The 15,844-nt window shown below is 38.8% G+C and carries 11 protein-coding genes; all 11 read right to left on the bottom strand.

The features are described 5' to 3' along the window. Positions 1-4: 4 nt before the first annotated feature. On the bottom strand, positions 5-688 hold the full coding sequence (gene pgmB / locus AAKU52_RS00245; protein ID WP_354328985.1) for a beta-phosphoglucomutase: 684 nt from the start codon (positions 686-688) through the stop codon (positions 5-7). A 3-nt stretch (positions 689-691) separates the two neighbouring features. Further along, the gene (locus AAKU52_RS00240) at positions 692-2,545 is read right to left on the bottom strand and encodes a glycoside hydrolase family 13 protein (protein WP_354328984.1); all 1,854 of its coding nucleotides are present in this window, start codon (positions 2,543-2,545) and stop codon (positions 692-694) included. A 168-nt stretch (positions 2,546-2,713) separates the two neighbouring features. Further along, the gene (locus tag AAKU52_RS00235; protein ID WP_354328982.1) at positions 2,714-3,718 is read right to left on the bottom strand and encodes a SusE domain-containing protein; all 1,005 of its coding nucleotides are present in this window, start codon (positions 3,716-3,718) and stop codon (positions 2,714-2,716) included. Between the two features lie 20 nt (positions 3,719-3,738). Then, positions 3,739-5,328, bottom strand: a complete 1,590-nt coding sequence (locus tag AAKU52_RS00230; protein WP_354328980.1) for a RagB/SusD family nutrient uptake outer membrane protein — start codon at positions 5,326-5,328, stop codon at positions 3,739-3,741. Positions 5,329-5,345: 17 nt separating this feature from the next. Continuing rightward, positions 5,346-8,321, bottom strand: a complete 2,976-nt coding sequence (locus AAKU52_RS00225) for a SusC/RagA family TonB-linked outer membrane protein (RefSeq protein ID WP_354328978.1) — start codon at positions 8,319-8,321, stop codon at positions 5,346-5,348. Positions 8,322-8,753: 432 nt separating this feature from the next. Beyond that, the gene (locus tag AAKU52_RS00220) at positions 8,754-9,770 is read right to left on the bottom strand and encodes a LacI family DNA-binding transcriptional regulator (RefSeq protein ID WP_354328976.1); all 1,017 of its coding nucleotides are present in this window, start codon (positions 9,768-9,770) and stop codon (positions 8,754-8,756) included. Further along, positions 9,757-11,229 carry a M28 family peptidase gene (locus tag AAKU52_RS00215; protein ID WP_354328974.1) on the bottom strand — a complete coding sequence of 491 codons (1,473 nt, stop codon included), beginning with the start codon at positions 11,227-11,229 and terminating at the stop codon, positions 9,757-9,759. Before AAKU52_RS00215 ends, AAKU52_RS00220 begins: the two co-directional genes overlap by 14 nt. Before the next feature lie 13 nt (positions 11,230-11,242). Further along, positions 11,243-12,214: a polyprenyl synthetase family protein gene (locus tag AAKU52_RS00210; protein WP_354328972.1), complete on the bottom strand. Its 972-nt coding sequence runs from the start codon at positions 12,212-12,214 to the stop codon at positions 11,243-11,245. Positions 12,215-12,256: 42 nt separating this feature from the next. Then, positions 12,257-13,633 carry an MBL fold metallo-hydrolase gene (locus tag AAKU52_RS00205; protein WP_354328970.1) on the bottom strand — a complete coding sequence of 459 codons (1,377 nt, stop codon included), beginning with the start codon at positions 13,631-13,633 and terminating at the stop codon, positions 12,257-12,259. A gap of 77 nt (positions 13,634-13,710) precedes the next feature. Next, positions 13,711-14,727 (bottom strand): asparaginase, encoded by a 1,017-nt coding sequence (locus AAKU52_RS00200; RefSeq protein ID WP_354328968.1) that lies wholly within the window; start codon positions 14,725-14,727, stop codon positions 13,711-13,713. 6 nt (positions 14,728-14,733) lie between these two features. Continuing rightward, entirely contained in the window at positions 14,734-15,501 is a 768-nt protein-coding gene (locus tag AAKU52_RS00195; RefSeq protein ID WP_354328966.1) for a TatD family hydrolase, read from the bottom strand. Positions 15,502-15,844: the final 343 nt, after the last annotated feature.

Raw genomic sequence — 15,844 nt, 5'->3', positions numbered from 1 at the left:
CTTCTTATCCCTTTATAAGGGTCATTATTTCCTGCACTGTTATTTCCGAAAGGTCTTTAACATAACGATTGGCTCCTTTCAAATTAGCTGCTGTACCTACTGCTACCACTTTCATTTTTCCTGCGATGGCTGCTTCCACACCTACTTGTGCATCTTCAAAAACAATACAAGATGCTACAGGGACGCCCAGCATTGCTGCCGCCGTGGTAAACACTTCTGGATCTGGTTTTGAAGCAGAGACCACATTACCATCCACAATGGCATCAAAAAAGTGTGTGAGCTGAGTTCTTTCCAAAATAACAGCCGAATTTTTACTTGCAGACCCCAGGGCAATTTTCACTCCCTCCTTTTTAAGGTCTGCTAACAACTGCACAGTTCCCGGTAATAATTCTGCTGCCGTCATCTTATTGATCATGGCAACATACCATTCGTTCTTTGTAGCAGCCAAGGTTTCTTTTTCTGCAGCCGATTTATCCACGCCTCCCCAATTCAGAATCATATCAAGAGAACGCATGCGGTTTACACCTTTTAAGTTTTCGTTCTGTGCTTCCGTAAAATCAAAGCCCAAGGAATTGGCGAGCTTTTTCCAAGCCTGAAAATGATAAACAGCCGTGTCAACCAGTACACCGTCGAGGTCAAAAATACAGGCAACGGCAGGGCTTGATTGATGTTTTATGGGTTCTTGCATTTTTTAGTTTATTTCTAACACCAAGGTTCCATTTGCTGGTACCACTATGGTTTTAATTTGATTTAATTTTACTCCAGTAATCACATTGTTCGCTGTTGTGGCATTGCCTATGCGCTCGCTAAACCTGGAAGTAGTCAATTGTTTTTCTTTACTTTCCGTATTGACAACCACCATCACCGATTGAGCAGGTTGTTTGGCATCACTATATCTAAAATACACGTACATGCCATCTTCAGGCACATATTGCATCATTCTTCCTGCCTGAAGGGCCTCACTCGTTTTACGGAAATTAGCCAGTTTACTAAAATAGGAATGCGCTTCATTTTCTAAAGCCGTACGTCCGGCAGCTGTAAATTTATTGGACTGATCTACTTTCCATCCGCCTGGAAAATCTGAACGTACTAAACCATCAGGATTAGAATAGTTTTTCATTAATATTTCAGTACCATAATAGACCTGAGGGATTCCCCTGATCGTTAAAAGCAAGGTCAAACCCGCTTTGTATTTATTAAAATCTTCGTTGACCATGGAATAAAAACGACTCATATCATGGTTATCCATAAATATGACGTTTTTAGTGGCATCTTTATATAGAAAATCCTGCGCCAGGGTAGCATAAAGTCTAAAGATTCCATCTGTCCACCCTGATTTACCGTTCAATGCTTCATAAATGGCATCTTTTATGACGGCATCAGTAATACCAGGTAAATGGGTGTCAAAGCCACTGTTAACAGTGTTGCCCCCTGTAAAGAAAGCCTGACTGGCTACAGAATTAACTAATGTTTCTCCAAAAATACCTAAGGTTGGAAATTCTGCCTTTATTTTTTGTGCCCAATCGGCCATGTATACTGGATCGCTGTAAGGATAAGTATCAAGCCTTAAGCCATCAATACCAGCGTATTCCACCCACCAAATATGGTTTTGAGTGAGGTAATTTTGAACAAAAGGATTGCGTTGATTTAAATCTGGCATGGAAGGAACAAACCAACCATCCAACATTCTTTTTTTATCTGCTACCGAAGCATGGATATCCATCACTGGTTGATCGCGGTAGCTTGTTTGCGTATATTGAGGCCATTGGTTAACCCAATCTTTCATGGGCATGTCTTTAAACAAATAATGACCGGTACCGATATGGTTATGAACGATATCTTTGATCACTTTCATTCCTTTAGCATGTACTTGATCTACATAGCTTTTAAATAAGGAATTGGTGCCATAACGGGCATCAATTTTATAATGATCTGTAGCCGCATAACCATGGTAAGAGACCAATGGCATGTCATTTTCAATTTCTGGTGTCATCCAAACCGTGGTCACACCTAACTCTTTCAGGTAATCTAAATGGTTAATTACCCCTTGTATATCACCACCATGGCGGTAATACATAGAATCACGGTTAAGTTTAGTTTCCTGTAATCCTTTAACTACATCATTTTTAGGGTCACCGTTAGCAAAACGGTCGGGCATTAAAAGGTAAATTAAGTCTTTATTGCTTACTCCCTGAATTCTGGAAGTAGATTGTTCTTTATTTTTAAGTTCATATTCGTATTGTAACTTCTTTTTACCTTGTTGCATAAAGGTGATTGGAAATTTACCTGCCTTTGCGTCGGCAGCAATTTCCAGGTCGAGGAACAGGTAGTTTGGATTTTCAACTTGATGCACTTTTATCAATTTTACCCCCGGATAATTTACCTGGGCAGTTAAGGCTGAAATATGCGCTCCATGAACTAAGAGCTGCAATTTTGGATTGTGCATGCCCACCCACCAAAACATGGGCTCAATACGTTCCAATTTTTGGGCATGTGCCATGGTATTGACCAGGAAGAAGAACAAAACAATTAATAACTTTTTCATTGGTTTATGTTTTTTTTTTCAAAAGTGATGAAGCTATCAGGCGCAATATTCATTGCTGCTGGTGGTTTCATTTTATTTACTTTAAAATTGACAGAAATTATAAAAATGGATCATTAAAAAACCCTGCAAAAAAAGGAGTCTATTTTTGCAGGGTTTATCCTATAAATTTTAATTTTTAACTATAGTATATTTCAATGTATTGGTATTCAAAGTAACGGTATAAGAGCCAGCTGTAGTAATTTTAATATCCGCTCCTCCAGCTTCGGCATTTCCGCCACTACCGCCATAATTCACTTCCCATGCATGGTCTTTTCTGAATTTCATTGCACCCACGCTAAGGTTTGTGGATACCGACCAGGCACCTTTGGCATAGGTCATATCAGTGTCGCCATCCCATCCTTTTGCGGTAGCATCACCAATAATTCCGTACACTATTTTAGTATAGGTAATGGTATTGGCATTTAAATCAGCAACAATTAGATAAGCACCAACGCCAGGAGCTTTTAAATCGCCGCCAGTTGTACTTAGTTTTCCCGTACCTGCGTCACCGTAAGCACCGTCCCATTTTTTAGCTGGAGTAATTTTGAAAGCTAAATTACCTTCAGTAAAACCAATGATTCCAGTATAGATACCATTTCCGGTTAAAGAAACCAGGCTATCAGCCGTTTCCGGCGACCATCCCTGGTAAGCACCGGGTACATATATCCATGCTGTTAAAGGAAAAGGTTTAGCATTTAAGGTCAATACATTACTGTAAACAGGAGCTACAGCATTGGAAATAACAGATTTCAGCCTTACTTCAACAGCCGTTGCCTCTGTGAATGGTAAATTTAAAGAGAGCAATAAGTTGTTAAAATCAAGTCCGTTAAAGGTTTTGGATACCACGTTGGCAGGTAAAACAAAATCTTTTGTAGTTTGAAAATTCTTACCTTTTATTGCCAATTGTAAAGTATTTGAAACAGCGGCCTGGTAACCAAAATCAGCGTTAGAAAAGTTCAGCGTTATCACATTACTGTTCAGCATGGATTTATCCAAAGCTACGGTTGCAACTGAAGCGGTTATTGTGCCACCTTTTCCACTGGTAGCAATTATTTTGGTTTCGTCCTTCTTACAGGACCATAAACCCATGGTCATTAAACCCAGGGCTACAGCTTTTATAATGAATGATTTCATATCTATTTTCAATATTTTAATTAATAACCTGGATTTTGAACTAAGTTGGTGTTCGCAATTAAATCTGCAGTTGGAATAGGATAAATATTTCTAGTCTCTGCAACACCGGCTCCGGCTTTAACACCACCTTTAAATGGCCACAAATAAGATGCTGCAGTAAATTTTCCATAACGTACTAAATCGGTACGTCTAAATCCTTCCCAGTAAAGTTCACGTGCACGTTCATCTAAGAAAAGATTTACATTCAATACCGCCACATTTCCGTTGGCATTACCATAAGCCCGCTGACGAAGGTTGTTAAAATAGGTTAATGCTGTTCCTGCATTGCCACCACTACCACCACGGGTTACCGCTTCACCATAGATTAAATATTGCTCAGCTAACCTGAATAAAGGAAAATCTAAAGAAGAGAAAGTACCATTGGTAGAAGGTGAAGTAACACCTGTAGAACTTACATTTCTGAATTTAGTGACTCTCAAACCATCAGAAAAAACACCTGGATCATCAGTAGCTAACTTTGTTCCAAAGAACATCGCACGCTTGTCCGTATTTCCGCTGTAATCACTGAAAGTTAATGGCAAGTTACTACGACTTCTGTTACCGCCCCAGCCACCATTAGGAATACCGAAAGACTTTGTATCCATCTCTGCATTAACCGCAGCATTGATTAAAAAAGTCGTGCCACCGTAGTTTTCACCTCTTAAACCATCGTAGTTAATGGTTAAAATCAATTCGTTCTTACTGGTTGCCGCATTGTCTGTTAAGAAAAGGTTTTTGTAGGTAGGAGCCAAAGTATAACCTGCATTGATCACTTTACTAGAATAAGTAATGGCTTCTGTATATTTGGGTGTACCTGTATAAACTTCAGCATTTAAATACAGCCTTGCCATTAATGCCCAAGCAGCACCTTTATCTGCTCTGCCATATTCGTTGGAACGTGCATCAGGGAGTTCTGTTTCTATAGCTTTCAATTCTGATTCCACATATTTAAATAGATCAGCACGTTTGATTTGTTTTGGAGCTACTTTACCAATTAAATCATTTTCTGTAACAAACGGAGGATTTCCAAAACCATCCATTAATACCCAGTATTGGAAGGCACGCAGAAAGCGGGCCTCAGCTCTGTATTTATTGATGTTATCGGCATCTGCACCAGAAATATTACGGCTAGCCAATTTTTCGGGAGTGCTCTCTCTAAGGAATTCATTAGCAACAGTGATTTGGTACATACTTCTGGAATACAGGCCCCTTAAGAAAATGTTATCCGTAGACCATAAGGAAGTATTCAATTCTGGAAGACCAACATCACCCCATGAACACACCGCTTCATCTGTTGTTAATTCCTGGGAAGTCCAGAATAACCTTAAGAAATCAGAGAACCCTGGATTTAAACCACCTAAGTCACTAAAATCTGTAGCCCCACTGGAATGGGTTAAGCCAAAACTTGCGTATAATTTTACTAATGCTGATTTGTAACCCGTCGGATTAGCATAGACATCAGCTGCCGTTTTATCATTTATTGGCGTTAAATTTAAGTCCCCTTTTTTACAGGAAACAACTGATACCAATAAAATGATGGATAAGGTTAATATCTTATGTAAATTTTTCATCTTCTTCTTTTTATTAATTAAAACCCAACGTTTACACCTAAAGAGAATATTCTTGGTCTAGGATACAAGTTGTAATCTATTCCGTTACTTAGTTCAGGATCTATACCCTTATAATCTGTTACGACAAATACATTCTGACAGTTGGCAGAAATACGCAGATTGGCATTACTATTTTTAGATAGATTGCCAGCATTAAAGCTTAAACCCAAATTATCCATTTTTAAGAAAGATGCATTTTTAATGTAGTAATCGCTCAGGTATTGGTTACCAGTAAAATTGGTAAAAAGAACATCTGGATTGGCGTTATTCACTAAACCACTTGGACTTAAAATATTGTTTTTCACCCCCAAATTAGATGAAACATTATCATAAACATAATTGCCTAAACTAGCTCTTAAAACAGTGCTTAAAGTCCATTTTCTGTAATTAACAGCAGTTGTAAACCCAAACAAAAACTGAGGTTCTGGAGATTTATAATAATACTGATCGCTGGTGTTAATTACACCATCGCCATTTAAGTCTGCATAAACACCTTCTAATGGGACACCATTATCGTTATAAACTTGCTGGTATACATAAAAAGTTCCTGGAATCTGATTAGGCGTATTGTATTTGATGTTAATTCCAGTACCACCAGTGATACCACCAGCATCAACTTTAAAATTAGGATCAGGATTAACCGTTAAATTAGTTACCAATCTTTTGTTGTAGGCCATGTTAAAACCCAAGTCCCAGTTTAAATCTTCGCTTTTAATTACACCGATGTTCACACTTGCTTCGATACCTTTATTTTCCATGTTACCCACATTTGTAGTTAACCTGTTGCTAAAGTTAACACCCACCGGAATATCAATGGTACTCAATAAATCTTTTGTTTTTTTATAGTATACATCTACGCTACCGTAAACTCTTCCTTTAAAGAAACCATAATCAATACCTGCATTATAGGTTTTTGTAGTTTCCCATTTTAAATCAGGATCATAAGCAGATGGAGAATAGTAATCATAGTAAGTACCACCAACCTGGTATTGCCCGGTGTTGGTATTTAAATAATATTTAGACAAGTAATCATAATTGCCGATACCATCTTTATTTCCTGTTTCACCATAACTTAAACGCAATTTCAAATCAGAAACCACTTCACTGTTTTTAAGGAATTCCTCTCCGATAGCTCTCCAGGTAAAACCTGCAGAAGGGAAATAACCCCAACGATTTTGTTCAGAAAATTTAGAAGAAGCATCCGCTCTCATTGTTGCAGAAAGGATATACTTATCAGCTAAAGTATAGTTTAATCTACCATAATAAGAAAGCAATTTATTTTGCTGTACGCCAAAAGGAAATTTAGGTGTAGAGCGTACATTTCCTGCCGCATCATAAGCATCAAAGTTATAATCTTTATTATAGTTGTCATAATAACCGTAACCCGCAGTTGCACTAATATTACTGTTGATAGCGGTTAATTCTTTGGCATAGCTTAAATATGCTTCCAGAAAGGTGTTATTTTGATTACTTAGAAAGTGAGTCATAGAACCTTTCGTTGATGCACTTTGTGCAGCAAAATCAGGAACCCTTGTCCACCCTTGTCCTTTTGAAATATCATAACCTAAGTTGACGTTAGCATGCAATTCCGGTAAGAAATGGAAAGAGTAATCAACTTGTGCGTTACCGAAGGAACGATCTGCTTTTGCATCATTATTTTGCAGTCTAACTAAGCCTACTGGATTTCTTGGTGCGTTTGGATTAGGAACCGTTCCCGTAATCCATTCAAAATAATTACCAAATTGATTCGTTGCGTAAACCGCTTGTGTTGCGTCGAACTGAATGGCAGAAGCTACAGCACCCGTATTTGCAAAATGAGAATTACTTAATGTCCCCTTTAGGTTTAAATCAATTTTCAAGTGGTTATCGAACAAACTTGGAGAAATACGAAATCCACCGGAAGCACGTTTCAACCGATCAGTGATTAAAGAACCCTGCTGATCTAAATAACCAACAGAAACACGGTAAGGAACATCTTTGAAGGCACCAGCAATGCTGATATTATTATCTGTAGTAAAAGCATTCTGATAAATTTCATCCTGCCAATCTGTATTGGATTTTCCTAGTAATGAAGAATAAGTATGTGTTGGCACATCATCATAAGCTTTATCATTTGCCGCAACATAAGCACGTAATTGCCCAGCCGACAATACCGCTACTTTATTTGCTACCGTACTGTAAGAATTTACAGTACTAAAATTAATGATCGCTGCGCCTGATTTACCTTTTTTAGTGGTAATTAAGACCACTCCGTTAGAAGCTCTTGAACCGTAAATAGCCGTTGCATTTGCATCTTTTAAAATAGTAAAAGTTTCAATGTCATTCGGGTTGATTAAACTTAAAGGGTTAGCAGCACCACCAATAGCAGATCCACTCAATGGAATTCCGTCAATTACGATCAATGGATCGTTACTTGCATTTAAGGAAGCACCACCACGAATCCGGATTACACTACCTGCACCCGGCTGACCACTATTAGAGGTGATTTGAACACCTGCAACTTTACCAGAAATCAATTGCTCCGGACTAGTAATGTTACCAGATTGGAAATCTTTGGATGATACTGTTGCTACAGACCCTGTTAAGTCCTTTTTCTGAACAGTACCGTAACCAATCACTACAACTTCATTTAGATTTTGAGCATCTGGTTTTACCGAGAAATCTGCATTGGTATTACCGGTTATAATTACAGTTTGTTCTGTAGAACTGTAACCAACATAACTAACGGTAACCACAATAGAACCGTTGGTCAATCCTGTTAAGCGGTACTTTCCACTCACATCAGTGGTGGTACTTCTATTCAGGCTTTTAATTTGAATTGATGCACCAGGAAGTGACTGTCCGGTTTCATCTAAAATAGTACCAGTCAATGAGCTGGTTTGTGCCTTTGCTACAAATGTTGCCAGTAAAATTAGCAACAGTAAACAAGGCTTAAGAAGATAAAATACTTTCATATTTGAACGCGAGTTTAAGGGTAAATATTTGATTAACAATCTTCGTGTATAACACTAACCCTAAATTTACAATTGCAAACCATAATTCAAAATAATATATCAAATAATTTTTTAAGGCAATATTATATACTTTAAAAACCACAAAAAAGGTATATATATTTGTAATTCCGATTTTAATTATTCAAACATTTCTCAATACTAGCCATTGAAAACCAAATAATTACAAAATAATTTAAACAAAAAAAGTGTAATAAATACACTAAGTGTTTTTTGGCTCTTTTTTCGGGAACGATACCGGGAACGTTCCCGAGATTATATAGATTTCAGCCGACGACTAACAACGTAAGTCGTCGGATTTCTGCGTAAAACCAGGAAAAGTTCAAAATAAATGAGCGAAATAAGGGCTTTTCAACACGCTAAAAACGACGGTTTTTAACCCTTATTTTCGGTAGATTTTCGCTTGATTAATTTAGAGTTCAAGACCACTTTTTTATTGCAATCTACAGACTGCGGGGCCTCCAGCATTTTGAATAAAAGCGAGGCCGCTTCTATCCCAATTTGTGTAGCCGGCTGGGTAACCGTTGTTAAAGAAGGGTTAAGCAATGGGGCAATTTCCAAACTAGAAAAACCTATGACCTTCAACTCATTAGGTATCGAAATACCCAAATCATAGGCTGCATAATAAGTAGCGAAGGCCAGACGCTCTACAGAGGTAAAAACACCATCAGGCTTTAGCACCTTCAGCATATTTTTTAAGATGGCATTATTTTCTTTATAACTATTACTGCAATCTACAATAAAGCGATCATCAAAAGGAATATTGTATTTACCTAATGCATCAATATAACCCTGCATCCGGGTTTTACCGATCGATAGGTTTTTATTAATAACTAAATAAGCAATACGGGTGCAACCTTGTTTAATAAGGTGTTGAGTAGCAGAAAAACTACTGGCATAATCATTTGTAACTACCCTTGGGGTAATGATATCTTCATAAACCCGGTCAAAGAAAACCAGGGGCAATCGTTTACTACCAAATTCATTAAGATAAGTATGGTCGTTTGCTTCACCAGAAACCGACATGATGATACCATCAACCCTTCCATTATGCAAATGTTGTATAAAAGAAACTTCTTTTTCATATTCATCATCCGTGGCATAGATCAAAATATGATAGCCATTATCACGGGCAATGCGTTCAATACCATTTATAGCCTGCGAGAAAAAATTATTCCCCAGCTCAGGCACAATAACAGCAATCGTTTTACTACGCTGTTCACGCAAATTACTGGCGTAATGATTTGGCTGGTAATGAAACTCTTTCGCTTTGGCTAAAATCCTTTCTTTCGTTTCCTTATTGATGTCACTATTATCCCTAAAAGCGCGAGAAACAGTTGAAGTCGACAAATTTAAAGCTTTAGCCAGCTGTTTAATATTAAAGTTTGGCATCAGTCCCCTCTTTCCAACGCCATTCACCCGCAATCTTTAATGGCAATTCCAAGCCTTGTTCTTTTAAAAACTCGCGCAACTCCACGTCAGCTTGTTTATTAACCGGTATCACCTTCGTATTCGCTAAGGCATAAGTAAGCATGGCACTATAGCGGACTGTATTTTTCAGTTCCTGTTCAACTACTAACGAAAAAGCATCTCCGTTGGAATGATAAAACTGACCCGAATTATTAGGCAGTTTCCCACCAAAGCCACCCCCAGTAGGAATGCCTTGCAACAAAAATGGCTGATGATCGCTGTGTAAACCAGCACCAGCAATAAATAAATTTTTATACCCTGTGTCTAACTTAACAATATCAGCGCCCCATGCCGTAAACAAATCCTTCATTTCTTTTCTGCTCGCAGCAGTTCCTTTAGGATCATTGGTCATATCGTAATTCAGCATGAACTTTACTTGTGTTAATTCTCCGGCTTTTTCTGCTGCCGACACATAGGCTTTTGAGCCAAGTAAACCCTGTTCTTCGCCCATAAAAAGTACAAATTCAATGGTGCGGTTATTTTTTAACTTTAACTTTTTAAAAGTACGGGCCATGTCCAATATAGCAAAAGAACCTATTCCATTATCGATAGCCCCTGTAGCTAAATCCCAGCTGTCTAAATGCCCACCGACAACAATTTTTTCTGCAGCCAGTTGTTTACCCTTTAATGTAGCAATTACATTGCGGGCTTTAATTAAACCAGAGAAATTATTCATCTCCAGGTTTGCAAATTGCTTACCTTGCTTTAATGCTGACTTAAGATTCATTCCATCTTCCAAACCTATACAAACAGCGGGGATGGAGATTAATTTCCCAGTAACTGAAGCAGTGCCAGTTAAAAGCACATTGTTCTTTACCGTATTGATAATGATGATACCTACTGCACCATTTTTAATGGCAAGAGCGGCTTTTTCAGAACGGTGTAGAGAAGTTGAACCAGCAGGAGACCCACTTAATAGGTGCAGGTATACTAAAGCAATTTTTCCTTTCACCTGACCAGCATCCAGCTGGTAGTCGGCCGCTAAGCCATTACCTAAATCAATCACTTCAGCAGTAACATTTGCTTTGACGGGCGAATGCGCCAGCGCCACACTTGGTACTTTTTGCAAATCACTGATCATGCTGCCAATTGATGTGGCATTACTTAACCTGCTCCAGCTCTCCACTTCAAATGGTTGGTATTTTACTTCGTAGCCATAAGACTTCAATAAATTATAAGCATATTCCTCAGCCTGAGCACCGTTTTTAGAACCTGTTAACCTATGCCCAATAGCTATTGAAGCTTGTTCTAAGTTCTTATAAACCGGAGAATTCTGTTGAACTTCCGTGTTAATCTTAGAAAAAGCAGCATAAAAATTATCCTGAGCAGTTAAAGAAAAACCGCAGCAAACCAGTAAAAAGCAAGCTAAAAACTTCATCATAAATTTATATTTTTTATTTCTTTCGCTCTGTTGTATAAAGCACCAATTGTTCAAGACCTGTTTTAGCCTCACCATCTTCAAAAGTATCCAGAATGGCAAATGCTTCCTGCTGATATTCCAGCATTTTCTCCTGCGCATAAAGCACACCATCTTTCCTGTTCACAAAGTCAATGATTTCCTGTATTTTCAAGGGATCATCTTTATGGTTTTTCACCAGGTTGATCATTCTTTTTTTCTCTGTCTTATCAGAACGGTTCAGGGCATAGATTAAAGGTAAAGTAACCTTTTTTTCTTTGATATCAATACCTAAAGGCTTCCCCACCTCATCGGTTCCAAAATCAAAAGTGTCATCTTTTATTTGAAAGGCTATGCCTACTTTTTCTCCAAATAAGCGCATTTTCTCCACTACCTCATCGCTGGCACCAGCCGAAGCAGCACCACAAGCACAACAGGAAGCAATCAATGATGCCGTTTTCTGTCTTATGACATCAAAATACAGGGATTCACTGATGTCCATTCTGCGCACTTTTTCGATTTGCAGCAATTCACCTTCACTCATTTGCTTAACCGCTTCAGAAACAATCTGGAGCAACCTAAATTCTTGGTTATTGATAGAAAGCAACAATCCTTTGGCCAGTAAATAATCGCCAACCAGCACTGCTATTTTATTTTTCCACAAAGCATTGATTGAAAAAAAGCCCCGCCTTTCATAAGCATTGTCTACTACATCATCATGCACCAAAGTAGCGGTATGGAGCAGCTCCACTAACGCAGCACCACGATGGGTAGATTCGACGATTCCACCACAGAGTTTTGCAGCAAAAAACACGAACATTGGACGTATCTGCTTTCCTTTTCGCTTTACAATATAATGCGTAATCCGGTCGAGCAAAGGCGCATCGCTATGCATAGAAGCTTTGAATTTTTCTTCAAAAACGGAAATATCGGTCTTTATGGGTTGTTTAATCTGATCTATTCCCAGCATGCAGGTTAATAATGTTGTTCACAAAAATAAAATAAAAATACGTTAAAAAGATGCGTTATTCTTCATCGCGCTATAACCACCTGTAATATTAATCACCTGGTCTATCCCTCTGGCACTTAAAATAGAAGCCGCAATCATAGAGCGATAACCACCGGCACAATGAATATAATAAGTTTCCTCCTTCTTCAGCTCATTAGTCCATTCATTCAAAAAATCCAAAGGCTTATTAGAAGCAAAATCAAAATGTTCGGTTTCATATTCCCCTGGTTTGCGTACATCAAGCACATTTATACCTGGATTATTCTTCAATACCGCAACAAATTCTTCAGCCGAAAGTGATTTAATTTCCTCCACTCCTTTACCCGCCAATTTCCATGCAGCAAGACCACCAGATAAATAACCAATGGTATTATCGTAACCCACACGGGCCAAACGCATCAATGCCTCCCCTTCTTTTCCTTCCTCAACCACCAATAAAATAGGCTGCTGCAAATCAGCAATTAAGGCACCGACCCAAGGAGCAAACTGACCATTCAACCCTATGTTCACTGCAGAGGCGATAAAACCATCTGCAAAAACCTCCGGATCTCTGGTATCCAGGATCAAAGCGCCAGACTGTTGAGCCAGTAATTCAAAATCGTCTGGCGACAAAGGATTTAAGCCTTTCTCATAAACCAGGTCGACACTTGCGTAACCATGTTTATTAAGGGAAGCATTTTTAGCGAAATATTGTGGTGGCGGTAAAATTCCTTCCGTAACTTCTTTAACAAATTGCTCTTTTGATATGGCCATTAATGCATAATTCAATTGCTTCTGGCGACCTAAAGTATCAAAAGTCTCCGCGCTCATGTTTTTTCCACAAGCAGAGCCAGCGCCGTGTGCCGGATAAACCAACACCTCATCAGGTAAAGTCAATATTTTATGTTGCAAAGAATCATATAATGTTGCAGCCATATCCTCTGTGGTCAAATCACCTTGTTGTGCTAAATCCGGGCGACCCACATCACCAATAAACAAAGTATCGCCACTAAAAATGCAATAAGGTTTACCATCCTTATCTTTCAACAGATAGGTGGTAGATTCTGGTGTATGGCCGGGGGTATGCAAAGCGGTAATGGTAATTTCACCCAATTTAAACACTTCACCATCTGTAGCGATGTACGATTCAAAAGCCGTATCGGCAGTTGGCCCATAGACTATTTTTGCACCCGATTTTTGTGCCAGATCAATATGTCCGGACACGAAGTCTGCATGAAAATGAGTTTCGAAGATATACTTAATGGTTGCATCATCTTTTTCTGCCCTTTTAAGATATGACTGAACTTCTCTCAGCGGATCAATGATAGCAGCCTCTCCCTTACTTTCAATATAATAAGCAGCCTCTGCCAAGCATCCAGTATAAATTTGTTCTATCTTCATTCATTTCCAATTAAAGCACAAAAATAAGGTTATTATCACGTAATGAGGCCCCTAAATCTGAAAATACAGCTTTTTAATTATGCAGAGAGCTCACCACGAAGAGATTGGGACATTAAACTTGCCATTTCTGCAACCGGTAAGCCTAAGCCCATCAGGTACATCAGTTTTGTAACTGCGGCCTCAAAAGTCATATCATAACCACTTACCACACCCATTTGCTGCAATTTTCTGCTAGTTTCATATTTGCCCATCTCCACAGAACCCACCTGGCACTGAGAAATGTCTACAATAATTTTACCTGCATTAATGGCTTCCTGCAGACAATCAATAAACCATGAGGCAGTAGTCGTATTTCCAGAGCCAAAGGTTTCCAATATAATGGCATCAACAGCAGAGCGGGTTACCGCTTGCAGCGCTTGTATGGTTATGCCTGGATACATTTTCAACACGCCAATATTAGCATTAAAATCAGTATGTACTTTTAAAGGTGCAACAGGCACCTTTTTAATGTAATTATTAAAAAAAGCAAGGTGCACCCCGGCCTCTGCCAGTTTCGGGTAATTAGGAGTACGGAAAGCCTCGAAACTTTCAGCATTGTATTTAATTGCCCTATTACCTCTAAAAAGCTGGTAATCGAAATAAATACAAACCTCGGGTACCATGGCTTTACCCTGTTTTTTAGTTGCCGCAATTTCCAATGCCGTGATGAAGTTTTCTTTGGCATCGGTTCTAATCTCACCAATTGGCAATTGGGATCCCGTTAACACGACAGGCTTGGCCAGGTTTTCCAACATAAAGCTTAATGCCGAAGCCGTGTAGGCCATTGTATCTGACCCATGAAGGATTACAAAACCATCAAATTCTGCATACCTGCGTTCTATTATCCTGGCCAGTTTGGCCCAAATATCTGGGTTCATATTGGAAGAATCGAGGATAGGATCAAAAGAATGCACCTCCAGATGGTAATTTAACCTAGCCATTTCAGGCACATTTTGCTGTATTTGCTTAAAATCAAATGGAATAAGCACCCCTGTTTGGGAATCATTAACCATCCCAATAGTACCACCTGTATAAATGATTAGAATTTTTGTCATGAGCCGCTAAACTAAAAATATATTTCTGGAGTTTTCCGTTGTAATAGCAGCAATTTCTTCGAGTGGAAGGCCGTATATATCTGCCACTTTTTGAGCTACATGTACCAGGTAACTGCTCTCGTTTGGTTTTCCACGAAAAGGCACAGGCGCAAGATAGGGAGAATCAGTTTCCAAAACGATTCTATCCAAAAGCACATGTTTCAAAACCTCATCCAAACCGGCTTTCTTATAAGTAACTACCCCTCCTATGCCGAGGTAAAAACCTAAATCTATAGCCTGCAATGCCTGATCAAGGTTGCCGGTAAAACAATGCAGTATGCCCCTTAATTTTTCGTCTCTTTCTTCCTCCAGCACTTGAAAAACTTCGTCAAACGCTTCTCTGCAATGAATAACAATGGGAAGGTTTAACGCTTTTGCCCAGGCAATCTGTTGTTTAAAAGCATTTACCTGAATATCAAGGGTCGTTTTATCCCAATGAAGATCAATTCCTATTTCACCAATTGCGACAATATTTCTGCCATTTATACTATTGTAGATAACGGCTAGTAAAGCCTCAAAATCTTCTTTTACATCACATGGATGAAGGCCGGCCATAGCGAAACAATTTTCAGGAAAGCGCGAAACCAGCTCATCAATCATGGCAATGGAAGCAATATCAACATTCGGTAAAAACAAACGTTTTACGTTCTGGTCATAACAGCGCTGCATCAGCGCTGCCTGCTTCTGTTCATCCCTTTCATAATAAAGGTGAGTGTGGGTATCAGTTAAAAACATAGTGCAAAGTTATTGAAAAACAAATTAAGGTAAACAGAATTGTAAAATCGTTCAACTTACTCAGCTTATAAAAAGTCCGTTAAGCGTGTCAAAAGTTCAAAAAAGACGTGACTTGCATTACCTTTAAAAAAGACCAGAATTGGGAGATCGTTGGTAGGTCCTTACGAGGTCGTTGGTAGGTCGTTGGTAGGTCTAAATGACCTGCAAAGGACCTATAAATAACCTGTCAAAGACACGGCAATATTTATCAAATCACGAGGCCACCTGTTGCCTGAGCTATCTATAGCTGCGAGGCGCAAAAATGTTAATGTATAAAAAAAGGCTTTCGTCATTTTGAATGACG

The organism is Pedobacter sp. CG_S7 (assembly GCF_040544395.1).
In the GTDB taxonomy this organism is placed as follows: Bacteria; Bacteroidota; Bacteroidia; order Sphingobacteriales; family Sphingobacteriaceae; genus Pedobacter.
Note: the sequence above shows the minus strand (reverse complement) of the source record. Positions and strands in the feature narration are given on the sequence as shown.

Coding starts and splice junctions, on each gene's coding strand:
- AAKU52_RS00230 (WP_354328980.1), bottom strand. CDS start 5,328: ATGAAAAATTTACATAAGATATTAACCTTATCCATCATTTTATTGGTA.
- AAKU52_RS00240 (WP_354328984.1), bottom strand. CDS start 2,545: ATGAAAAAGTTATTAATTGTTTTGTTCTTCTTCCTGGTCAATACCATG.
- AAKU52_RS00205 (WP_354328970.1), bottom strand. CDS start 13,633: ATGAAGATAGAACAAATTTATACTGGATGCTTGGCAGAGGCTGCTTAT.
- AAKU52_RS00235 (WP_354328982.1), bottom strand. CDS start 3,718: ATGAAATCATTCATTATAAAAGCTGTAGCCCTGGGTTTAATGACCATG.
- AAKU52_RS00210 (WP_354328972.1), bottom strand. CDS start 12,214: ATGCTGGGAATAGATCAGATTAAACAACCCATAAAGACCGATATTTCC.
- AAKU52_RS00220 (WP_354328976.1), bottom strand. CDS start 9,770: ATGCCAAACTTTAATATTAAACAGCTGGCTAAAGCTTTAAATTTGTCG.
- AAKU52_RS00215 (WP_354328974.1), bottom strand. CDS start 11,229: ATGATGAAGTTTTTAGCTTGCTTTTTACTGGTTTGCTGCGGTTTTTCT.
- AAKU52_RS00195 (WP_354328966.1), bottom strand. CDS start 15,501: ATGTTTTTAACTGATACCCACACTCACCTTTATTATGAAAGGGATGAA.
- AAKU52_RS00225 (WP_354328978.1), bottom strand. CDS start 8,321: ATGAAAGTATTTTATCTTCTTAAGCCTTGTTTACTGTTGCTAATTTTA.
- pgmB (WP_354328985.1), bottom strand. CDS start 688: ATGCAAGAACCCATAAAACATCAATCAAGCCCTGCCGTTGCCTGTATT.
- AAKU52_RS00200 (WP_354328968.1), bottom strand. CDS start 14,727: ATGACAAAAATTCTAATCATTTATACAGGTGGTACTATTGGGATGGTT.